The 22642-nt window shown below is 52.9% G+C and carries 19 protein-coding genes; 9 read left to right on the top strand and 10 right to left on the bottom strand.

Features of this window, described 5'->3' with window-relative positions:
- Positions 1-523: 523 nt before the first annotated feature.
- The 4 genes from LKE08_RS25140 to LKE08_RS25125 all read right to left on the bottom strand — a co-directional run bounded on the left by LKE08_RS25140 (position 524) and on the right by LKE08_RS25125 (position 7072).
- A complete protein-coding gene (locus LKE08_RS25140) occupies positions 524-3682 on the bottom strand; it encodes an efflux RND transporter permease subunit (protein WP_324707024.1) in 3159 nt (1052 codons plus the stop codon).
- Between the two features lie 261 nt (positions 3683-3943).
- A complete protein-coding gene (locus tag LKE08_RS25135; protein WP_324707023.1) occupies positions 3944-4624 on the bottom strand; it encodes a Uma2 family endonuclease in 681 nt (226 codons plus the stop codon).
- A gap of 83 nt (positions 4625-4707) precedes the next feature.
- The gene (locus LKE08_RS25130) at positions 4708-5343 is read right to left on the bottom strand and encodes a Uma2 family endonuclease (RefSeq protein WP_324707022.1); all 636 of its coding nucleotides are present in this window, start codon (positions 5341-5343) and stop codon (positions 4708-4710) included.
- A 172-nt stretch (positions 5344-5515) separates the two neighbouring features.
- Positions 5516-7072, bottom strand: a complete 1557-nt coding sequence (locus tag LKE08_RS25125) for an efflux RND transporter periplasmic adaptor subunit (RefSeq protein WP_324707021.1) — start codon at positions 7070-7072, stop codon at positions 5516-5518.
- Positions 7073-7557: 485 nt separating this feature from the next.
- On the opposite strand from LKE08_RS25125, the gene LKE08_RS25120 reads away from it, so the two are divergent.
- From LKE08_RS25120 to LKE08_RS25105, 4 genes are all read left to right on the top strand, one after another.
- Positions 7558-8409 (top strand): Npun_R2479 family HD domain-containing metalloprotein, encoded by an 852-nt coding sequence (locus LKE08_RS25120; RefSeq protein WP_324707020.1) that lies wholly within the window; start codon positions 7558-7560, stop codon positions 8407-8409.
- Between the two features lie 72 nt (positions 8410-8481).
- Positions 8482-9600, top strand: a complete 1119-nt coding sequence (locus LKE08_RS25115) for an AI-2E family transporter (protein WP_324707019.1) — start codon at positions 8482-8484, stop codon at positions 9598-9600.
- Positions 9601-9666: 66 nt separating this feature from the next.
- Positions 9667-10734, top strand: a complete 1068-nt coding sequence (locus LKE08_RS25110) for an ABC transporter permease (protein WP_324707018.1) — start codon at positions 9667-9669, stop codon at positions 10732-10734.
- Positions 10735-10800: 66 nt separating this feature from the next.
- Complete coding sequence (locus tag LKE08_RS25105; protein ID WP_324707017.1) at positions 10801-11121, top strand: FxLYD domain-containing protein; 321 nt, start codon at positions 10801-10803, stop codon at positions 11119-11121.
- Here LKE08_RS25105 and LKE08_RS25100 read toward each other — a convergent pair.
- Entirely contained in the window at positions 11028-11498 is a 471-nt protein-coding gene (locus LKE08_RS25100; RefSeq protein WP_324707016.1) for a DNA phosphorothioation-associated protein 4, read from the bottom strand. The two genes, LKE08_RS25105 and LKE08_RS25100, sit on opposite strands and share 94 nt — an antisense overlap.
- A gap of 50 nt (positions 11499-11548) precedes the next feature.
- Between LKE08_RS25100 and LKE08_RS25095 the strand changes: the two genes are divergently transcribed.
- Complete coding sequence (locus LKE08_RS25095; RefSeq protein WP_324707015.1) at positions 11549-12910, top strand: DUF2252 family protein; 1362 nt, start codon at positions 11549-11551, stop codon at positions 12908-12910.
- A gap of 6 nt (positions 12911-12916) precedes the next feature.
- Here the strand turns inward: LKE08_RS25095 and LKE08_RS25090 are convergent, their stop codons facing one another.
- From LKE08_RS25090 to LKE08_RS25080, 3 genes are all read right to left on the bottom strand, one after another.
- Positions 12917-13588 carry a hypothetical protein gene (locus tag LKE08_RS25090; RefSeq protein ID WP_324707014.1) on the bottom strand — a complete coding sequence of 224 codons (672 nt, stop codon included), beginning with the start codon at positions 13586-13588 and terminating at the stop codon, positions 12917-12919.
- A gap of 122 nt (positions 13589-13710) precedes the next feature.
- The gene (locus LKE08_RS25085; RefSeq protein WP_324707013.1) at positions 13711-15570 is read right to left on the bottom strand and encodes a DUF3370 family protein; all 1860 of its coding nucleotides are present in this window, start codon (positions 15568-15570) and stop codon (positions 13711-13713) included.
- A 12-nt stretch (positions 15571-15582) separates the two neighbouring features.
- Positions 15583-15903, bottom strand: coding sequence for a nucleoside triphosphate pyrophosphohydrolase (locus tag LKE08_RS25080; RefSeq protein ID WP_324707012.1), 321 nt, complete (start codon positions 15901-15903; stop codon positions 15583-15585).
- 398 nt (positions 15904-16301) lie between these two features.
- On the opposite strand from LKE08_RS25080, the gene pstS reads away from it, so the two are divergent.
- The gene (pstS, locus tag LKE08_RS25075; protein WP_324707011.1) at positions 16302-17330 is read left to right on the top strand and encodes a phosphate ABC transporter substrate-binding protein PstS; all 1029 of its coding nucleotides are present in this window, start codon (positions 16302-16304) and stop codon (positions 17328-17330) included.
- A gap of 319 nt (positions 17331-17649) precedes the next feature.
- On the opposite strand, the gene LKE08_RS25070 is transcribed toward pstS, so the two are convergent.
- Both LKE08_RS25070 and LKE08_RS25065 read right to left on the bottom strand, forming a co-directional pair.
- Entirely contained in the window at positions 17650-18495 is an 846-nt protein-coding gene (locus LKE08_RS25070; protein WP_324707010.1) for a hypothetical protein, read from the bottom strand.
- 154 nt (positions 18496-18649) lie between these two features.
- Positions 18650-19135, bottom strand: a complete 486-nt coding sequence (locus LKE08_RS25065; RefSeq protein WP_324707092.1) for a TerB family tellurite resistance protein — start codon at positions 19133-19135, stop codon at positions 18650-18652.
- Between the two features lie 161 nt (positions 19136-19296).
- Between LKE08_RS25065 and LKE08_RS25060 the strand changes: the two genes are divergently transcribed.
- The 3 genes from LKE08_RS25060 to LKE08_RS25050 all read left to right on the top strand — a co-directional run bounded on the left by LKE08_RS25060 (position 19297) and on the right by LKE08_RS25050 (position 22559).
- A complete protein-coding gene (locus LKE08_RS25060) occupies positions 19297-19965 on the top strand; it encodes a hypothetical protein (RefSeq protein WP_324707009.1) in 669 nt (222 codons plus the stop codon).
- Between the two features lie 217 nt (positions 19966-20182).
- Positions 20183-21166: a protein kinase gene (locus LKE08_RS25055; protein WP_324707008.1), complete on the top strand. Its 984-nt coding sequence runs from the start codon at positions 20183-20185 to the stop codon at positions 21164-21166.
- A 238-nt stretch (positions 21167-21404) separates the two neighbouring features.
- Entirely contained in the window at positions 21405-22559 is a 1155-nt protein-coding gene (locus LKE08_RS25050; protein ID WP_324707007.1) for an iron-containing alcohol dehydrogenase family protein, read from the top strand.
- Positions 22560-22642 lie beyond the last annotated feature (83 nt).

The following is a 22642-nucleotide window of genomic DNA, read 5'->3' as shown; positions in this document are numbered from 1 at the left end:
AATTAAACATCTGATACTCTGACTCGGAGTTGCTCGAAATCGGTTTTAATTGACAGCCCGCTTGGGAATCAATTCCCAAGCTCATAGCACAAATCCTCTAAAGAGGATTGGGGAGGCGATGCGGGCAAATAACCGGAGCTAATATTATAGCAACTACTAAGGCGATGAGGACACAATTACCGAAGCCGAGTCCACTTGAGTGGACTTTTGCTATCAGCCTTGAAATTCATTTCCGTGGCAGCTCAATATTTATCTTTTCAATATCCCAATTCTTGTCCGTTCCAAACGGAATTATCAACTGATTTGGTAAGTAAAATTTGCGAACCATAATCTACTATTTCCTTTGCGATTTTAGCTTCAGAACAGATCTCAATTATTTGATGTGATGTATCATTTCATCTTCTGACAGCATCCGATCGCATCAAATTTGATGTCACAAGGCTGTCAACGAATTGAAATGCGGTGGGCTGCATCAGAGCGTTTTAACGTTGATACAGCCTATTATAACCGGTTTCTGAGATTATCATTCCTGCAAGGGCGCGATATCTGTCGCCTCCCGAAACGCTTTCTCCCGCCGCCGCCGTTTGAACGGGTTGCGAATCCAGGTTTGGAAACTATCGACGTAGGTGAACCACACGGGGACCACCACCAATGTTAACAGGGTGGATGTGGTCATGCCGCCGATAACGGCGATCGCCATCGGACTGCGGACTTGGGAACCCGCCCCCAATTCTAATGCGATGGGTAGCATTCCGGCGATGGTGGAAAAGGTGGTCATTAAAATGGGGCGAAGTCGGGAAACACCGGCTTCGAGGACGGCTTGAAATCGGGGCATTCCTTCCCGCTGATTTGCCATCGAACAGTCCACCAAAAGGATGGCGTTTTTGGTGACGAGTCCCATTAATAAGACGATGCCGATTAATGCGAATAATCCCAACTCTTTTTGGGTGATCATCAGGGCGAATAGTGCACCGCCCAGAGATAGCGGCAGGGCCATCAAAATGGTGATGGGGATGATGAAGTTGTTGTACAGCAGGACCAAAATGGCGTAAATTCCCAGGACGGCCAATCCCAAGGCCCCCACGAAGCGGGTGAAGATGTCGATCATGATTTTGGCGTCACCTTCGGACTGCTGTTTGACGTCGGGGGGGAGGGGGTTCATGGCGGGGAGGGACTGGACTTTTGCTACCCCATCCCCGAGGGAAAGGCCGTCCAGGTTGGCTTCCAACTGGACTTGCCGCGATCGGAAATAGCGATCGATGGCCGCCGGACCGCTGCCGATGGTGATGTCGGCGACGGCAGAGAGGGGGACGAGGCGCCCGTCGTTGGCGGGGATTTGCAGGTTTTCGATCGCCTCGAAGTCGTTGCGAAATTCTTCGGCCAACTGGACTCGGATGGGAATCTGGCGGTCCGGCAGGTCGAATTTGGGCAAATTGGCTTCGTTATCTCCCAAAGTCGCCAATAACGCCGTCCGGGCGATCGCCTGCACGGATACGCCCAAATCCCCGGCCCGCTTGGGATCGGGGCGGATCAGGATCTCCGGTTTCACCAAACTGGCGGAGGAGGTGACTTCCACGAGTCCGGGCAGTTCCCGCATCTGCCGTTCGAGGGCGTTTGCGGTCGATAGCAGGGATTCCGGGTTGTCGCCGGTGAGGACGATGGTCAAATCTTTGCTGCTGCCGCCGGCCCCTTGGGATTGGAAGCTGACCCTCGCCCCGGGAATCTGCCCGAACCGCGATCGCATTTCGGTTTCAAATTCGCCCTGGGACATCTCCCGTTCGTCGCGGGGCACCAGGTTGACGTAAAGGGTGCCTTTGTTGACTTCCGTCGCCCCACTCCCGCGGCTTCCCACCACAGCCAGGACGTTATCGACGGCGGGACTTTCGGCCAGCAGTCCCATCGCTTCCTGGGCGGTGGCCTCCGTGTCCGCCAGGGTCGAACCCGGCGGCAGGTTGATGGAAACGGTGCTCAACCCGGTATCGCCGCTGCTAAATAACCCTTTGGGGATCAGGGGTACCAACTGCAAGCTGCCGATAAAAAATGCGATCGCCAATAATAAGGTGGTGATCCGGTGCCGGAGTGCCCAGGTCAATAACTGGCGGTAGGGCGAAAATCGGCGCCGGGGACGGGGCGAATTTTGGGGCATTTTGTCCCGTTTCCGGGGTTTCAACAATCTCGCCCCCAGCAGCGGGGTCATGGTGCAGGCCACCAGGGTCGAGAACATGGTGGAGGTGGCTACCGTCACGCCGAAGGGTTGGAAAAATTGTCCGGGGACGCCGCCCATAAATGCCACGGGAATGAAGACGGCGACGATGGTGGCGGTGGTGGCGACGACGGCTAGTCCGATTTCCCGGGAGGCGTCCAGTGCGGCCCGAAACGGGTGTTTCCCCATGCGAACGTGCTGGTCGATATTTTCCATCATGCAGATGGCGTCATCGACCAGGTTTCCCATCGCCAGGGCGAGGGCCAGCAGGGTCATGCCGTTGAGGGTGTAGTCGAAGGCTTGCATGACCATGAATGTGGGCAAAATGGACAGCGGCAGGGCGATCGCGGTGATCAGGGTGGGCCGCGGGTCCCGCAAAAAGAGTCCGACGACGACGACGGTTAAGATGGAGCCCAAAACGAGGGCGTCGATGGAGGCTTGGTAGGATTCGCGGATGGAGTCGGCGTCGGTGACGATCAGTTCTAAATCGACGTCTTCGGGGAGGGTGGTTTCGAGGGTTTTGACGCGATCGCGGATTCCTTCTTCGACGCTGACGAGGGTGCTGCCGGTGCTCCGCAACACGGAAAAGGCGACGACGGAATTGCCGATTTGATCGGTCGGGGAGGAGAGGGGAAAATCGGCGAATTGGGCGACTTGTCGGACTTCCGCCACCCCGTCGGTGACGGTCCCGACGCTGGAGAGGGGGACGGAATTTCCGGAGGGGAGGATGATGGGGTAATCCCGCAGGGTTTCGACGGTTCGGGCACTGCCGAGGGTGCGGATACTCTGTTCGCTGCCGCCGACTTGCGATCGCCCCCCGGGGAGGTTGATGTTGAAGGCGCGGATTTGGTCGCTGAGTTGGGTGGCGGTGAGGCCGAGACTCTCCAGGCGGTCTGGGTTGAGTTCGATGCGGATTTCGCGATCAACGCCTCCCAAGCGCTGAATTTCGGCCACGCCGGGGACGTTGAGGAGGTCGCGGCTGATGGTGCGATCGACGAGATCGCTGAGTTCTTCGACTGATCGCTTTTCGGAGGTGACGGCGTAGGTCATCACTGGACCGCCGGCAAATCTCAGCCGCTGGACGACGGGATCGTTGATATCTGAGGGCAGGCTTTGGCGAATTTGGGCGATCGCATTTCGGACGTCGTTGGTGGCGCGATCGCTATCTGTTCCGAGTACGAAACTGACGGTGGTATTGGATACGCCGTCTGTCACCGTAGAGGTGAGTTGGTCGATATTTCCCAATCCCGCGATCGCGTCTTCTACCTTTTTCGTGACCTGGGTTTCCAGTTCGTTGGGACCGGCGCCGGGTTGTGTCACGGTGACGGTGACGGCGGGAATATCGATGTTGGGTGTATCGTCGATTCCCAGTTGGAAAAATGACATCAATCCCACCAAGGTGAGGATCAAAAACATCACCAGGGTGGGGACGGGTTTTCGGATCGACCAGGCGGAAAGGTTAAAGCTGTTTTGATTCATCGTTAATTTGCAATAATCCGTTTTCAAGAATAGTTTGAATAAACCGGGTTTCTCGGAATATCTCTAGTTGTCATCTACAATTTCGATAGAAACCCGGTTTCTAGCGATCGTGAGAAACCCGGAAAGCGGCTAACCGAGTTCAAAGTCCCCCTTTGGAAGGGGGATTTAGGGGGATCGCCAATGTTGATACCGGAGAACTCCTTTCAAAAAGGCAACCCGTCCCTTCAGAAACGAGGCAACCGGAGACGGTTGCCCCTACTACTACGGTCGGCTTTCCGGTTTATTATTTGACGTTTGACTGAATTGAATTTGTTCTCTCACCCAAGCGCGAAAGGCTTTCATTGTTTTATTCCTCCCTTCAATTTTACTGCGGTTCAAATAATCGGGAATGGCTGTAATAATTGGAATTCCCGGAAAATGCGGACTTTCTTGCAATTGTATATATTCGCCATCCTGCAAAACATTGATTTCCAATTTTTCCCCGTCAAATCGCCACAATTCCCTCACCCCCAATATCCGATAATTGTCGAACCGAGTCCGGGAGGTGATATCGATTTCAATCGCCAAATCCGGGGGCGGATCGACGGTTAAATCGATCCGTTGTTTTCCCCGAACCAGCGATTCATTTTCGATATAAAAACACTGGTCTGCCTCGATGCCTTGATTCATGTTTTGACTTTTAAATGTTGTCGAAGCCAAATTGCGAAACTCGATATCATATTCTTCTAACAACATCTCGACAAAGTTTCCGATAATCACCTTATCATCTTCGTGTTCTGGCAGAGGCACCATAATTTCTAATAATCCATGACTGTAATTGATCCGAGAACCGCGTTTTTCTCCAAACTCTTCTATCAAGTCTTCATACATTTGCCAACTGACATCTTTGAGAAGCAGTTGTTGGCCGGGGTTGACAACCAATTGTTCGAGTTGAACTTGCATCTTGATAAATCCTCGATTTATATAAAAATAGAATCTGCTTTTTTTGGATAGCATTAAAAGGGCTGAAGTCCAACAACGGATGTTTATAATTGTTGTTGTAACCAGTCTCGGAACCGGCGGCGGCTGGCGAGTCGCCCTTCGTCGCCGCTGCGGTTGAGAATGGCGGGGATTTCTCGGATTTGGATTGGTGGGAAAATTTCGCTATTTTCGGTTATTCTATATTCTCCCTCCCGCAACCGATAAATGGTCAATTCCCCCCGTTCGACATCGTAATTCCACACCTCGGGAACTCCGAGGCGGGCGTAAATCGGCAGGCGGTTTATGGATTTGTTGGTCAAATCGATTTCCAATGCCAAATCCGGGGGCGGATCGCGATCTAAGTCGAATCGAGATAACCCGCGAATCTGCCGTTCATTTTGGAAATAAAAGCAATCGTCCGGTTCCACTCCCGCCGATTTCGCCTCCCGCTTCCAGGTGGTTGAGCCCAGACATTCGTATTCGAGATTTAGGAGATCTGCCATGTCCTGAATGGCGAGGCTGAGGGCGTTTTTATATCGTTCGTGATCGGGGAGGGGTGTCATAATTTCTAAGCTGCCGTTATCGTAAGCCAAACGATGCGATCGCGACTCCTCCAGATCCTCCAGAAGTCGGTTAAATTGTTCCCAATTGAGATTGTAGAGAACGACGCGATCGCTCCGGGGATAATTGCTGACAACCATGTTCGCTTTTTCTCACCACAATACCGATCGCATTTTAGCAAAATTCCCAATCCTCCGGGCGACTCGTGCCGGAGATGGCGATCGCCATGTTCGAGAACAATTCTCCCCCCTTCTCCCCCCTTACAAAGGGGGGCTGGGGGGGATGGGGGCTGGGGGGGATATCTCGACCAATTCACCGAGAAACGACATTGACGCGATCGCCGTCTTTCAGGTAACTCGCGCCGGAAATCACGACGCGATCGCCCACTTCCAACCCCCGTTTAATTTCCACCGTGGCGTTACCCAAATCGCCCGGACGGCCTTCGAGTTTCCCCACTTCCACCGTTGTCGCCTCCACCGTTTCATCCGGCAATAAACGGTAGACGATCGACGTGCCGTCCGCCTGGGGGACGATCGCCTTGGCGGGCACTTTCATCCCCTGAGTCCGGGTCGTGGCGATCGCCGCCCGCAGGAACATCCCCGGACGCAGGAAAGAATCGGGAATCGCACCCACCGGAGGAAGGTTAATTTTAACCGTGGCTTCGCGGCTGTTCGGGTCGATGAGGGGGGCAATTTCCCGCACGGTTCCCCGGACATTTAAATTGCGATCGGCGTCGGAGGTGACGGTGACGGGGGCACCGATTTTGACCTGGGAAAGTTGGGTTTCGGGGACTTTGGCGTGCAGTTCCAATTGGCTGCCGGCGATGATCGAAAAGAGTTCTTTATTGCCGCCGGTGACGTCCCCCACCCGTGCCGTGCGTTCGGCGACGATGCCACTCATGGGGGCGCGGACGACGCTCTGCGATCGCTGAGTGTTCAACTGTTCCACCTGGGCTTGGGCGCTGCGGACTCCGGCTTCGGCGGTGCGGATGTCCGATCGCGCACTTTCGACGTTGGCCTGGGCGCTGCCCACGTTGGCCTGGGCGCTGCTAATTTTGGCCCGGGCGGCGGCGACGTTGGCCTCGGCGACCCGCACGGCTTCTTCGGCGGTTTTGGCGGTGGTGAGTCGGGTTTCGAGTTCCTGGCGGCTGACGACGCCCTCGGCGCTCAGTTCTTGGTAGCGTTCAACTTCCCGGCGGGCCTGTTCCAGGTTGGCTTTGGCTTCGGCGACGCGGGCCTGATTTTGGACGAGGAGGGACTCGGCTTCGGCTTGGTTGGCCCGGGCCTGGGCGAGGGCGGCTTCGGCTTGTCCGAGGTTGGCTTCTCGCTGGCGGACGCCGGAACGGGCGGACTCGACTTCGGCTTCGGCCCGAGCGATCTGGGTTCGCACCACGGAATCGTCCAGAATCGCCATCACCTGCCCCTCGGACACGATGTCGCCCTCATCCACCAACACCTGTTGAATTTGCAGCCCGGTGGCCTGGGGCAGAACGGGCAGCAGGTCGTAGGCTTCGACGCTTCCGGTCACGTCCAGGGTGCGTTCGACGGAGGCGAGCTCGACGGGGGCCACGGTCACGGTCTGGGTGGCGATCGCAGTTTCCTCGGGAACGGCTTCCGCTGCGGGGGTCTGGGTTTCTTCCGGGTTCGAGTTGAGAGCGTCCGGGGCGAAGTGGAGGACGGCTAACGTGGCGGCGACCCCGACTCCGATGCCGATCGCGATTTGTCGCCAACCGCCGCCTCGGGGAGGTGGGGGGGGCGCGAGGGGAGGGTCCCGGTCCGGGTCTGTTTCCGGAAGGTAGACCTCATTTTCATCTGGCGATGCTTCTTGATATTGGTTTTCCAGCTCTGATAATATATCTTTATGAACCACAAGCGATCCTCCCGCCAATCCTTAACTCCATTGTAAAGAAAAGTTGCACAGTTTCGGGGTTTCCGGCTGGTTTTCGGAGCCGTTTCGTTACCATTTTCCGACCGGGTGATCGGGGGTTCGGACGGCGTATGCCCCGCCATTTATAGATTTCCGCGATTTTGTTCGGCGAATCGGCGCGATCGCGGCCCCGGGTCTGATATTTACATTTCTTGATTTATCGTTACATTTTCTCATTTTTTCGGACGCGATCGGCCCCGCCGCACCCGGCCCGCATCGGCTCCGATAGCGCGGGGAGCATTGGGTATGCTAGAAATGCGATAACGTCGGGGAAAGATTCCTCACGGCCGCGATCGCATCCCATTGGGCGGGGAGTTTCCGAGTCCTCCCAAACGAGTCGGCTTGAAACTGAAATCCGGGTTCCCAAACTCTCCTCCTTTTCCGAACGATGTTTTCTATCCATTCAGTAGCAACCGGGATTCATCCAGATGGTTTTTAATGCAACAGAATTTTTGATTGACGCCTTTGTCGAACTGATCCGGGACGGCTACCGTCGCACCTACGGCGGTTACAAATCCAACTATGAGGATATTGTGGGATGGGCCGGAAATATGGCTCTCGAAAATATCGCCAACAGCGACGCTTTATATCATAACGTAGAACACACAATTTTGGTGACATTGGTCGGCCAGGAAATTTTGCGGGGAAAACACATCCGCGAAGGGGGGGTTTCCTGCGAAGATTGGCTCCACTATATCATCTCCCTCGTCTGTCACGATATCGGCTACGTCAAAGGTGTCTGCCGGAAAGATCGAGAGAATGCTTTTGCCACGGGGCGGGGGGCGATGGTGGATCTGCCGGAGGGCTGTACGGACGCGAGTTTGACGCCCTATCACGTCGATCGCGCCAAGTTATTTATCGAGGAGCGATTCGGCGGCCACAAACTGATCGATGCCGAAGTGATCAAGCGAAATATCGAGTTGACTCGGTTTCCAGTACCCAAAGAATCCGACCATCAAGATACCGTCAACTACCCCGGTTTGGTGAGGGCTGCAGACCTGATCGGTCAGCTTTCCGACCCCCGCTACCTGAAAAAAATTAGCGCCCTATTTTACGAATTCGAGGAAACGGGATTCAACCAAAAAGTCGGCTACAAAAGCCCCGAAGATCTGCGAAGAAACTATCCGCAATTCTACTGGAACGGGGTCTATCCCTACGTCAAAGACGGGTTGAATTACCTCTCCCTCACCCAGCACGGAAAGCAGATCGTCGCCAACCTCTACTCCAACGTTTTTGTCGTCGAACATGACGAGACGACGGAACCCGCAATGGTTGTCTGAAGAGAATTGACAATTAAAAATTAATAATGATAGATTGTTCGCCTTCCCGATGACCCGATATTGAGGACAGTCATGAACTCAATTTTTTCGCCATTGCAAAAATTTTTAATTACCTGGGTATTGATTCTGGTGGCGGGGGGACTGACTTTGAAAGCCGTCGAGTATGTCGGCGAGTTAGTCACCATCTTAATTGTCGCCGGATTAATCGCCTTTATTTTGAATGCGGCCGTCGCCCGACTTCAGCGCTTTATTCCCCGGGGAATTGCGGCCGCTTTGGTGTATTTAGCCGCGGCGGTGGTGGTGACGATCGCGGTCTTGACGGTGGCGCCGCCCATTTTCAATCAGACCCGCCAGTTCATCGCCAAACTGCCCGAGTTGGGGGAGTCCGGACGGCAACAGTTGGAAGTGTTTCAAGGCTGGAGTGCGGAGCGAAATCTGCCCTTCGACGTGGGTATTTTGCAGCAGCAACTCCTCAATAAATTGCAGGGACAAGCCGAGGCGATCGCCGGCCGGAGTTTGGGTTTAGTTTTGGGGACGTTTAACTGGGTGATCGACCTGATTTTGATCGTCGTCATTTCCTTTTATATGCTCATCGACGGCGAGCGGCTGTGGTCGGGATTGACGAAAATTTTGTCTCCCCCGCTGCGATCGGTATTGACCGAATCTTTGAAGCGAAATCTGCAACGATTTGTCTCCGGACAGTTCCTCCTGGGGTTATTTATGACCACCGTCCTCGCGCCGATCTTTTTTATTTTGGGCGTGCCGTATTTTCTGTTGTTCGCCGTTTTTATTGGTTTGATGGAAGTCATCCCGTTCGTGGGCGCCACGTTGGGAATCGGCAGCGTCACGATTATCGTGGCATTTCTGAATTGGTGGTTGGCTTTGCAGGTGTTGGCGATCGCCGTGGCGGTTCAGCAGGTGAAAGATAACGTCGTCGCCCCCCGAATTATGGGGAATTTGACCGGCCTCAGCCCTGTGGTTATTTTGTCGGCCCTGTTGCTGGGTGGAAAAGTGAGTGGCTTGTTGGGCGTGGTCTTGGCAATTCCCATCACCGGAGTGATCAAGAGTATCGTCGAAGTGGTTCTCAACCCCGAATTGCCGCCGCAGACGGGTTCATTTTTCTCGGAACTGCCCCAAAACGGCGATCGCGCATCCGCCCCGGAAAAATTGGCGGATCGGAACGTGGTTTAAATGCAGATTTTCGGGTACAATTATATTTGAATTGACCGAACGAATTTCCCTTTTAACAAACAGCCTATGAAATGGTGGCAAAGACTTCGGAAAAATCCCCTGGCGCAGTTGGGTGCGGGATTGCTGATATTTTTCTATGTGGTGGCGATCGCGGCGGATTTCGTGGCACCCTACAGCCCCTATACAACCCAAATGGACGGGTCCCTCCTCCCCCCCACGGAAATTTATTGGGTCAATCCCGAGGGCGAATGGATCGGCCCCCACGTCTACCCCACCACCCAAGGTCCCGTCGATATCGACACCGGAGAGCGGCAGGTGATGGTGGATTGGGACAACCCCTCCCCACTGCGATTATTTGTTAAAGGAGAACCCTACAAAATTTTCGGTTTGATCCCCTTTGATCGCCACTTATTCGGCGCGGTGGGGCCGGCGCACATCAACGTTTTGGGCACGGACGAACAGGCCCGAGATCAGTTCAGCCGCCTGGTTTTTGGCAGTCGAATTAGCCTCAGCATCGGTTTGGTGGGAATTTCCATTTCTTTCCCCATCGGAATGATCGTCGGCGGCATTTCGGGTTATTTCGGCGGCTGGGTGGATACCATTGCCATGCGACTCGTGGAAGTGTTGATGACCATTCCCGGGCTGTATTTGCTGGTGGCTTTGGCGGCAGTTCTCCCCGTCCAAATTACGAGTACCCAGCGATTTTTACTGATTACAATTATTATTTCATTTATCACTTGGTCGGGGTTGGCGCGGGTGATTCGTGGACAGGTGCTTTCGATCAAAGAGCGGGAATTCGTACAGGCGGCCAGGGTGATGGGTGCCAATTCATTTTATACCATCGTCCGCCACGTCCTTCCCCAGACGGCGACCTACGTGATTATTTCGGCGACGCTGACGATTCCGAGTTTCATCATTTCCGAGTCGGTATTGAGTCTGATCGGATTGGGAATTCAACAGCCCGATCCCTCCTGGGGAAACTTATTATCTTCGGCGACAAACGCCTCAATTTTGGTGTTGCAACCTTGGTTGATTTGGCCCCCCGCGCTGTTAATTATTCTGACGGTTTTAGCCTTTAATTTACTCGGCGACGGCCTCCGGGATGCCCTCGATCCCAGAAGCGTGCAGCGGTAGTTGTCGCTATCAGAAATAATTTGAAAATGATCTCGCCCCCAAACCCCCAATCCTGGGGGCTTTGAGATGAATCCCGAAAATATCTCGATTTCCGAAGTCGAAGACGACGGCAAAATATTGCGGGGAACGGTCGTCAACAAAACCTGCAATACACTGAGAAACTTGAGGGTCAACTATCAGGTTTTCGACGGCCAAAATAACCCGATCGACAACGGATTTATTGCCGTCGATCCCGCCGTTCTGGAACCGGGGGCGATCGCGAAGGCGACTCCCGTGGATGGGCTCTGGCGGTATCACCCCAAAAACCGACTCAGATCGAAGTCTTCCTGGGGTTCCTCGCCGCGATCGCGTTCCGAGAGTAACAGCAATAACAGGCGATCGGAATAGTCCACCGCCCCGCGACATTCTTCCCGCAAAATTTCCAGCCCCCCGTTGGCAAATTCCTCGAAAATTTTCACCCGTTCCGCCTCCGATTCCGCGTCAAAAGGTGAGATAATTTTGGTAGTCCGAGTTTGGGCGATCGCGATCAATTTAATCACCCAGTCGTAACCCCTGGAAATAAAAATTTCCAGGGAAATGGGGGCGGGATCTCGCTTGGAAAAGCCGTCGAGGGGAATCCGTTTTTTCCGCCGTATCCCCAACGCCGCCGCAAAGACGACGACATCGGCGTAGGTTTGGAAGGGGCCGGTTCTGTCCTCCGATTCCGTCAGTGCCCGCACCAACTCCGCCTTATCTTTTGCCACCCGAATTCGATTGATAGACATTGCGATCGCACGTTCTTTTATATTTCTAGTTTAAGCCGAAATTGACCCCAATGAAAACCTCACATCACCTGATCGCCCTGCTGCTGTTCGCCGTCGCCTGTTCCCCCCTGTCCGGAAGCGATCGCGAAACCACTGTCATCGAGGCGATAACCGATCGCAACGCTAACATTTCGGAGCGCGATCGGGAGGCTAAATATTGCAAAATGGCAGCCTCTCCGTTCATGTTTTATCGGGGAACCAACCACCTGTTTTGGATGGATTTCGCCGGGGACGATCGCCGGCAAAAATTCGGCAATGAAAACACCAAAACTTGGATACAGGGCGACCTCCACACGGACAATTTCGGGTCTTTCAATACCGGCAAAGGCGACATTATTTACAACGTCAATGATTTCGACGAAACCACCCTCGCCGACTATCAATATGATGTCTGGAGATTTGCCGTAAGCTTGGTTTTAGTCGCCCGTCAAAATGACCTTTCTGTTGAGGATGAAAAAGAGATCGTCGATGCGTTTGCGGCATCTTACCTCGACACCTTGGAGGAATATCGGGGGAACGACGACGAAACGAAAACCGAGTTCACCAAAGACAACACCAACCCCCGGCTGTCGAAACTTTTAGAAACAGTCGAAGAGAAAGGAAATCGCGAAAAACTGTTAACTCTATTTACCGAAAAAACCGCAGCAGGGCGGCGGTTCACCCTGGAACGCGATCGCCTCGAAGCCCTCACGCCGGAGGAAAGGGGGCAATTTCAAACGGCGATTGAAAATTACGGCAAAACCCTGTCGGGAGATCTGCAATACAATCCCCAACATTTCCAAATGAAAGATGTCGCCCGCCGGCTTTTTGCGGGGACGGGTTCCTTGGGAACGCCGCGTTATTATGTATTAATTGAAGGGGAAACAAAATCCGACGATGACGATCGCCTGTTGGATGTCAAACAGCAGTCCAAACCCACCCCCTACGACTATCTCTCGGAGGGCGATCGCCAACAGTACGATCGCCTGTTTGAAAATGATGCCCAACGCCACCAAATCGGCTATTTAGCCCTTCTCGGAACGGCGGATAATTATCTCGGTTGGATGCAACTTGCCGACGGGTTTTATTCGGTTCGGGAAATGTCGCCCTACAAAGATGATATCTCCACCGACAAACTTAATAAAACGGAGGAAATGATTGAAATGTCACAACAGTGGGGGCAAATTATCGCCACCGATCACGCCCGCAGCGATCGCGATTTCGATCCCCAATACATCCCCCATTCCTTGGAGGCGGAAGTCGGCGAGTTGACGGACGGCAACCACGAGGAATTTCGCCGATTGGTGAGTTCGATCGCCACGGAATACGGCGATCGCGTCGAGGCGGACTGGGAAATCTTCACCGAAACCCTGAAGCCTTCCGATTGTCGATAGGTGAAATTACACCAATTCAAAAGCCAATAACTTTTGTTTGAGTTCATCCCGCAATTCTCCCACCTTCTTTTTCTTCCCGTTGGTGGATTGCGAGATACCGAGGGATTTTAGCAGCGGTTTCGCCCGCATCAACGTCAGGCGATCGACATCTTCTAGGGATGCGATCGCCATCAAATTCACCAGGCGGCGGGCCGTTTTTAAATCCTCATTGCCTTGGATGGGTGTGGCAACGTTCTCGGTTTGAGGTGGCGGATATTCCGGGGTTTGTGTTACCGGCGGAGGGGGAGTGACTTCGGGGGGTTGAACGGATGCGATCGGTTTCGGTTCGGGTTCTTTTTCCGCAACTTCTTTGACTTGATTATTGTCAATTTTATCAACCGTTTCCACCGTCGGTTTTGTGGTTTCCGCTTCTGAAGTTGCGGGCAAATTTTGTGCGGATTTGTGATTGTTTTTGGGGACGGATATTGGTTTCGGGTATTCGGTTTTCAATCGGTGATTTTGGGATGCGGTGGGGGGGGTTTGATGTGGCTTTAGAGATGCCTTGCGATCGCCGTCGGATTGTTTGTAAAATAAGGCAAAGTAAGGATACATCCACGGCATCCATATCATGCCCATATAGGCGTAGGGCAAATAAAAATAAGCCATCATTTTCGGCATCAAAAGATAGTAGTTTAGCATCGGTCAATTCTGATAGATTAACTGCGATCGCGATCCCAATGTTTGGCAAGCGATCGCACCATTTACATTTCCGGCAATTCGTGCCGATTATACCACCCTTTGCCCATTCATCCAATATGTCTCTATCGGACAGTCCGAACCGTCAGGACTTGGGGCGGCGTAGAGTCGGGGGGGTAGATGAATTGTAGGCGGATACGGCGCCGAGACAGGGGTGGCATTTCCCAACTCAGCAGAGGCGAACCTTGCTGTCCGCGATATTGCGTCAAATGGATGTCGCGAGTCCGGGTATTTCCGCCTTCGTCTTCATAACTGAGGCGGACGGTGCCCCGGAAGAAAATGCGATCGCGATTTTTCAAGAATTTCAACTCCGTTTGAACGCCGTCAATTTCATTATTCTTAACCGGGGAAGAGACAATAATTTCGACGGTCTGGGTTTCGCTGAGAGAATTGTAGAAGGGTATAGTAATATCATACTCTACGCCGTAATTCGCATGGGCAAAATAAGCCGTGTCGGGATACCGAGACATCATCTTTGCGCTTTGAATCTGTCCGGTTCCCAGGGTAATTTTATGAATCGTTCCCAACACATAGGAAAACGCCTTTCCGACTGGGGGAAGACTCAAATCTTGGAACTCCGGCTTGTCCGTTAGCGTGGCTTCCCAGCGGGTTCCCCGAGACACGCCAGCCACCCGACTGAAGACAATCGGCAACACAATTTCCGGTTCCAATGGCGTGGGGGTCGCGTCCCTCGGTTTCGCCAAATCTCCCGTTTCTAATAATGCGATCCAGTCTGCCAAATTCGGCGGTTGAGAATCCCCCAATTTTATCAAATCTGCAATATGAATTTTTCCCGTTGTTTCCAATCGGATTAAAGTTGATCGCCCGTTGGATGCGGGGACTCCGGGAAGGGGAATCGCTTCGTTCATCAACAGGTAATTTTTTCCGGATTCGATGATAAATTCTGCCGGGAATTGTTCCATTCTTTCCCCCCGCAAAATCGCCCCCGTCGTGCGACTTCCCGGCCCGGAATAGATGTCGCCATCCGAATTATCTTTTTGTTCGGGTAGGTCGATAAATGGCGCGTCGGGAGTCCCCAAATAACTCGCCGCCGCCGACACCCGGACGGTGACAGTCTCCGCCGTGGGATTGTGGAGGAGAATGCCCTGGTAACAGGACTGCAATTCCGCCTCCGTTTCGGCGCGATAAATATGGTGAGAAAAAATATCGAATTGACCCTCGAAGGCAAAGTCGAGATGGGCGGAACCGACCCGCTTTCCGGCGGGGGGAAATGTGGAGAGTAAAATGCCTTCCGTTTTGACCAATTCCGGACTGTTGCTGTTGAAGGTAGGGGTATTATTTAACCCACCCGTCAGGGGCCGCAATTCCATCGGAATGACGTCGAATCCGACGATGTAGCGTCCGGGGATGACGGGATAATTTAAGGCCCGACAGAGTAGCGTGGCGACCTCTCCCCGGGTCGCGTTTCGGTTGGGATTGAGTTGTCGTAATTGCGGATAGTTGACCACCAGGGCGGCGAGGGTGGCGGCGGCGACGGGGGATTTTGCATAGGCTGGAATATCGTTGAAATCGTCATAAAATTGTTGTAAAATAGAATCAGGATTGTCGGGAATATCAGCTTTGAGATGGGCGGCTAAAACGACGATCGCCTGCACCCTCGGAATCTTCTGTTCCGGCTTGAAGGTGCGGTCTGGATATCCGGCGAAAAAGCCTTTTTCGGAAGCCGTCTGAATGGATGCGATCGCCCAGTGACTCCCGGGAACATCCACAAAATCGACGGCATTTTTAACCCGTTCCGCTTCCGGAAATACCCCACACATCAAAGTTGCAAATTCGGCGCGGGTGATGGGAGCGTCGGGGCGAAAGGTGCGATCCGGATATCCCTTCACCAGTTCCCGTTCTGCCAGTTTTAAAATGCCATTTTTTGCCCAGTGATTTTGAATGTCGGAAAAGATATTATTCATTTTCAGAAGATGTTATTCCGTCCACAATAACAGGATCTTCCGTTCAAACCCGCCCCGTTCCGCACGTTTTCGATCGCGTTCTAATCTGATGTCTTCTGCCGAGATGCCATGACTCTCCATCAACGCTTCCGCCACTTCCAGAAGATCCGCCAATTCTTCTCGCAATTTTGAATTTTCTGCTGTCCGGACTTCTTCCGCTTCTTCCAGCAGTTTGTTCCGCAAAGCATGACGATATTCCGAATCGGACAAAATTTGTGTCTCGCACTGACACCCGGCTTTCTGGATGATGTCCGGGATGCGATCGCGGACGAGTTTGTTATAGTATTGTCGCATTTTATGCCCTCAGTTTTTGTCTGTATTATTTTGACAGAAATTGACAAGCGATCGCAAGTCAAGGCGGAAACAGGGTTCATTCTTCTTTTGAGTTGTGAGTTGAATCCATATCAGTTGCTGGGGCGCTAAAGCGCAACAACGTATTTTTTTAACGGATCTTTTTGGGAGCGATTTTCGGATTGACCGAGATTGAAGAAAAGCTCTAATTTATGATAAAATTAATAATCCAGACAAAAAATAGACGGCACAGACTCGACCGATGTTGTATTTTTGTTGCGAAGGTTAAGGGCAGTTTAAGGGTGTAAAAAAACATTAAGCACCGCCTAGACGAATCGCAACTTTGGTATAGTTAGCCCAGATTAAATACGATTCTCGTTCCCCGGGAGGAGAAGACAATCATGGTGTTAACAAAACGAGTGCTTTCTGCCTCGATCGCGACCCTCGCCCTGGCATTTACCTCCGCCAGTTCGGCGATCGCGGTGACATTAAAAGGAGCCGGGGCATCATTCCCCGCCCCCCTGTACCAAAAATACTTTTCCGCCTTCAAACAAGACACCGGAATCACCGTCACCTACGACGCGATCGGCAGCGGCGGCGGCATCGATCGCTTCATCGCCGACAGCATTGACTTTGCGGGTTCGGACGCCCCCCCCAGTCAATCCCAAATCGACCAAATGCCCAAAGGTATGGTCCGCGTTCCCACCGCCGGGGGTGCGGTTGCCGTCGTCTACAACCTGCCGGGTGTTTCCGATCTCAAACTGTCCAGAACCGCCCTTTCCGATATTTTTTTGGGGAAAATCACAAAATGGAATGACCCAAAAATTGCCAAAGATAACCCCGGCGTCAACTTGCCCGATCTCCCCATCAAACCCGTGGTTCGGGAAGACTCCAGCGGTACCACTTTCATTTTTACCCGCCACCTGAGCGCCATCAGTCCCACCTTCAAAAATAATGTCAACGTCTCCACCGCTCCCAACTGGCCGGGAACCCCCCTAAAAGGTGCTCAAAATGAGGGTGTCGCCAACACCGTCAAACAAACGCAGGGGGCGATCGGTTACGTTCAAGACACCTTCGCCCGTCAACAAAATCTACTCACCGCCCAACTCGAAAATTTAGCCGGCGAATTCGTCGCGCCCAGCCTGGATGAGGCGAACCGCGCCCTCTCCCAAGTGCGTTTTTATCAGGATTTTAAAGCCGCAAACCTCCAAGATCCCGACGGCGGATATCCCATCATCGGGATCACCTGGCTGCTGGTGAAACAGCAGTATGAAAACCCCGAAAAAGCCGAGGCGGTAAAAGATATGGTGGGGTGGGTTCTCGGTCAGGGTCAAACCCTCAATCAAGGGTTAGAATATACCCGCATTCCGGAAGCGATCGCCAGCCAAGTTGTCGCCACCGTCCAGAATCAAGTCGCAGTCAATCCCTGATATTTAGTCCGGTTTTATCCTGATATTAAATCGGGTTAAATACTCAGAAATCGGCTCGTTTTGACATCGGGCAACCCGAGACGGTTGCCCCCACCGGCAATTTTAAATTCGTTTTTTTTATAATTATTAATGATTAATTCTTAATTGTTTTGACACCGGGCAACCCGAGATTGTTTTGACATCGGGCAACCCGAGATTGTTTTGACATCGGGCAACCCGAGATTGTTTTGACATCGGGCAACCCGAGACGGTTGCCCCCACCGGCAATTTTAAATCTGTTTTTTATAATTATTAATGATTAATTGTTAATGATTAATTATTAATTGTTTTGACGCTTTTGAGCCTCTTCTTGGGCGACATCCCGGTTGCGGCGGTACAATGCCACCCGATTTTGGGCGGTGGCGTGGCGGGGATAATCCGGGGAAACCGCCGCCATCAAATCCGCCGCTTCCCCCCATTTGTCGGCAATTTCAGACCATTGAGCCTCGGTATCCGCCCCTTTTCCCAAGGCGACGGCTTCCTGGGCGAGATCCACGGCTCGTTTGAACAATTCCTCGTCGGAGAGGGAGTCCAGCGGGGGACTCTGGGGGGACGAGACGCCGGGTTCCTGCGTCTCGAATCCCTCCGGCAGTTGCGAATTCCACCACTGATAGAGAGCAAATCCCCCGATAATCAACAGCAAACAGATGCTCATGCCGCCGATGAGCAACCCCCGCCGAAACTGCCGTTCTTCCCGGATGCGTTCCGTCGAATTGACTGCGATCGGGCGATTTTTGTTGCTTTTAAAATCCGCCATAAACTGTTGAATTGGGTTCGGCTGTCGGAGGATAATATCTTCGGACCACAGCAGTTGATTATCCGGGTCGCGGATGATATCTTCCAACCACAGCAACCTTTGATTTTGGAGGATGCGGCTGTTGACGCGGACGCGGCGAATATTTCGGGGTGCGATCGCCTCCAAAATCTCCTTTACCCGCCCCACCAAATCGGATTTTTCCAGATGTTCCGCCCGGTTCGCCTCGCACAACAATTGCAGGACGCCGCCCGAACACACCGCCCGAGTTTTCACCCCGGTTTCCGCGAGGCGATCGTTGAGCACCTGAATGATGGCGGCCACACTGCCCTGGTGAGCCTGCCGAGCAATATCATCAATTTGATCGACCATCTTTTTCCATATTAAATCCGGTTAATCTACCTCCCCCCTTATTAAGGGGGGTTGGGGGGGATCGGGGGTCAAAAACCCAATCTTATTAATCTGGCTCCCCCCTTACAAAGGGGGGCTGGGGGGGATGATGAAAGGACGGGTCAAAAACCCGATCTTATTTTCCGATCTCCCGAATAAATTCGCCCAACTTGCGGCTGATGGAATCTACCAATCCCTCGGAGTCATTGGACTGGGCGTCAACCCCGGCTTCGAGTTCCTTTACCCTCGCTTCCGGGAGGTTCAACAATTGTTTCAATTTCTGATAGGCGATCGCTTCATCGTCATTAATTTTCGGCTCGTCGGGAACCCGAGAACTCGATGCGATCACTTCATAACCCAACGCCAACACCAGTTCCCGTTCCTGCTGGGTTTGCAATTTGGGAATCGACTCCTCCAAGGGAATATTCTGCATCAGATAATCCCGCAGTTCTTGGGCGATCTGTTCCTGCTGCTCTCCGCTGGCGAACAGACTGCCGAATTCCCGCAGCATCACATCCACTTCTTCCTGAGCCAGTTCGCCATCGGCCCAGGCCATCGAAGCGACGACCCGCAGCAAGTTCATTTGGCGGGGGGTAATTGACGGAGGGGGGGGCGGTTGCATTGACATGGCCAATCTCACAGCGCGTCACCCCCCATCATCTCATATCCCGCCCGACTCGGAACATTATTTCAATCTCCCCGATCTCCCAGAGGGAAGGGAAACCATCCTTTTTCTGCGAAAGCTCTCCGTAAAATTACTTAAATCGGGGGTGCGATCGACGCTTGCAAAAGACAATTATCGACTTGTGGGATCGACATTGGCTCGATCGCATAATCGACTCTTTAAAAGTAATCGACCCTGACACAATCAAAAAAAATGTCCGGAAAGAGCGGGAAATGTATCCCAATGCAGACAACTCAACAATTGCCGAAAATTTGATTTTTGAAAAAGCCGTTTGGGCTGCTGGTGTCGGATTACTTTCAGGTTCTGTCTCCGTTCCCGCCGCTTCTTTTTTAGCTGATTTTTTTCAAACTACACCTCTTTTGATTCAACTTTGTTATGAAATTTCACATATTTACGGAAACGACCTAAAATCTTCGGAAGAGAAAGGAGAAATTCTGGCTGTCTTTGGACTTGCCTTTGGAACCAACACACTGACAGCGTTAGGGCTAGGTTTCTTGAGCAAGAACATACCCGCCCCAACTGGGTTGATTGACGCAACGACAAATCTAGTTATGTTTTTTGCTACAGGTTATGCAGCACGCGAGTTTTTCGCACTGCCTGAAACACAACGTCAACAAATTCTCACTGTTCCGGCTGAGTTTCAAAAATTCCAAGGCGAAGTTAGAGAATATGTCCAAACTCTCGTCTCTGACAAAGAGTCCATCAATCGCATTCTCGCACAAGCTTTGGAAACCTCTAAAAAATTGTCGTTGCAACCGGCAAACTAAGCAGTAACCTACAGTTTAAGAGAGCTACTCGACTAACACCCCCGGCTTCAAAATGCGGGGGTTTTCGCTTGTCATTATTAGTGACAGCGAGCGCGCATCAACTCCCATCATCTCATATTGAGACGGCGATCGCACTCCGGACAACTCAAACTTCCGTCAGTTGTCACTTTGCGCTAATTTAGGTTATGACAAATTGAAGAGATGATTTAAACCGATCATGGTCCAACCTCAACCGCAACCCGAACCCTCCCAGGTTCAGTCCCCGTCCCATCCCATCGCCGATCGCACCTTGGCGCTTTTATCCGCCCACTATCAAATTGTCGGATGTCTCGACAGCAACCCGTTCGACACGACATTTGAGATGGTTGTGGGAGAAACGCCGAAACTGTTAAAAGTCCTCAACCCCAAACCCTCCCGACAACCCAAAGCCGTCCGACTCTTTGAGGAAGAAGCCGAATTACTCAAAGATATCGATTCCCACCCCGGAATTCCCGAAATTGACGACACCCGTTCCCTGCAAGAAGAACTCCAAGAATCCGACCCATTTTTACATTACCTGATCGTCGAAAAAATGGAGGGCATCCCCCTCACGGAGTGGATGGAATCCCGAGGAGGGGAACCCATCACCCAAGACGTGGCGATCGCTTGGTTGAAGCAGATCGTAGAAATATTGGCGATCGTCCACGACCACAACTTCATTCATCAAAATATCAAACCCAAAAATATTCTCTTGAAACCGGACGGACAGTTGGCATTAATTAACTTCTGGCTGGAACGACAAAACTGGTCGGAACGGCAACAGGACACCTACGCCACCCGCATCGTCACCCCCGGCTACATCCCCGCCGAACAGACGAATTTGAACGCCTGCCCCCAATCCGACTTTTTCGCATTGGGACGGACTTTCGTCTATTTACTGACGGGCTATTCCCCCTCTCAAATTCCGGAAAGTCCCCGCAACGGCCGCCTGTCGTGGCGGCGGAAAACGTCCGATTTATCCCGGGATTTTATGGATTTGATCGATCATTTGATCGATCCCTTTCCGGGCAACCGCCCCCCGGATGCCGGGACGATCGTTCGGAAAATCGATAAAATTGCTGGAAACAATAAGTTCGGAAATGGTTTGAATTTGAAGGCGATCGCGGCTCGGGGCAACCGGTGGACGAAGGAAAAAATAAAAAAAATCACCGATCAATTTTAGGTCAAAAAATCGGTTAAAAATCCTAAAAATTGCAGCAAAAAATCACCCATTCCTCGTTCACTCCGCCGAATTCATCAAAAAGTCAGACTTTCGGCTTTTGAATTTTGAATTTTGAATTTTGAATTTTGACTTGTGAAGGGGGCCGCGACAAAAATCTCCCCGTCCGGATCGGATCTGCCCCCACCCGGGTAAAATTACGCTAAAATCAAAAATTTAGTCACTTCTGCGAGGAGCCTCCATGCAACCATTATCCTCCCCCGACCTGTCCGCCAATCCCTGCGAACTCGCACCCCCCGCAGTGTTGAGCATTGCGCCGGCCCGAGTGATGCGGGGAATCGACGCGCTGGCGGCGGCGGGGGAGGCGATCGCGGCATTGGGCTCGAGTCCCTTAATTGTCGGGGGCGATCGCACCTTAGAATTGATCCGCACCCCCCTGCAACCGATCCTCGACCGCCACCCCCTGGAAGCGGCCTGGATTTCCTACCGTCCCGACTGTAGCGAAGCCAGTTTAGAACAACTCCAGCACCACTTCACCGAACATCAAGCCGATTTCGTCATCGGGGTGGGGGGCGGCAAGGCCCTGGACGCGGCCAAACTCCTCGCCCACCGGGTTCAATGTCCCATCGTCACCGTCCCCACCTCCGGCGCCACCTGCGCCGCCTGGACCGCCCTCTCCAACATCTATACAGATCGGGGGGAGTTCCTGTATGATGTGGGGTTAGCCAAATGTCCGGATCTGCTCATCCTCGACTACAGCCTCATTCAGACGGCGCCCCAGCGCACCTTGATCGCCGGCATTGGGGATGCGATCGCCAAGTGGTACGAAGCCTCGGTCAGCAGCGGACATTCCGAGCAAACCCTGATCGTGGCGGCGGTGCAACAGGCGCGAGTCCTGCGGGACATCCTGTTTCAAAAATCCGTCGCCGCCCTCAGCGAACCGGGCGGGGCCACCTGGCGGGAAGTGGTGGACGCCACGGTACTCCTGGCGGGGGCGATCGGGGGCCTGGGGGGGGCGCAGTGCCGCACCGTCGCCGCCCACGCCGTCCACAACGGCCTCACCCACCTGCCCGCGAGTCACAAAACCCTTCACGGAGAAAAAGTCGCCTATGGCATTTTGGTACAGTTGCGCCTCGAAGAGATGCTTCAGGGCAATCAACTCGCCGCCTCCGCCAGACAGCAACTCTTGAAATTTTACGGCATCGGCCTGCCCCAAACCCTCGCCGATCTCGGGCTGGGAGAAGCGACCCTGGCCCAGTTGCGGCGGTCGGCGGAACTGGCCTGCGGCGATCGATCCGACATTCACCGACTGCCCTTTAAAGTTTGTCCGGAATCGCTCATGGCGGCGATGGTGTCTACAACTGCACCGATTGAAGAATTAAAAATTAAAGGTTAACAATTTCCGGGAGAGTCAACTTTAACCCGACAATTAGGTTAAGTAAATCTACCGACCGGGCGATCGCGGATGCTCTCATTTGT

The organism is Lyngbya sp. CCY1209, assembly GCF_035615495.1.
GTDB lineage: Bacteria > Cyanobacteriota > Cyanobacteriia > Cyanobacteriales > Microcoleaceae > Limnospira.
The sequence above is the reverse complement of the archived record's forward strand: the minus strand, read 5'-3'. Positions and strand labels throughout refer to the sequence as shown.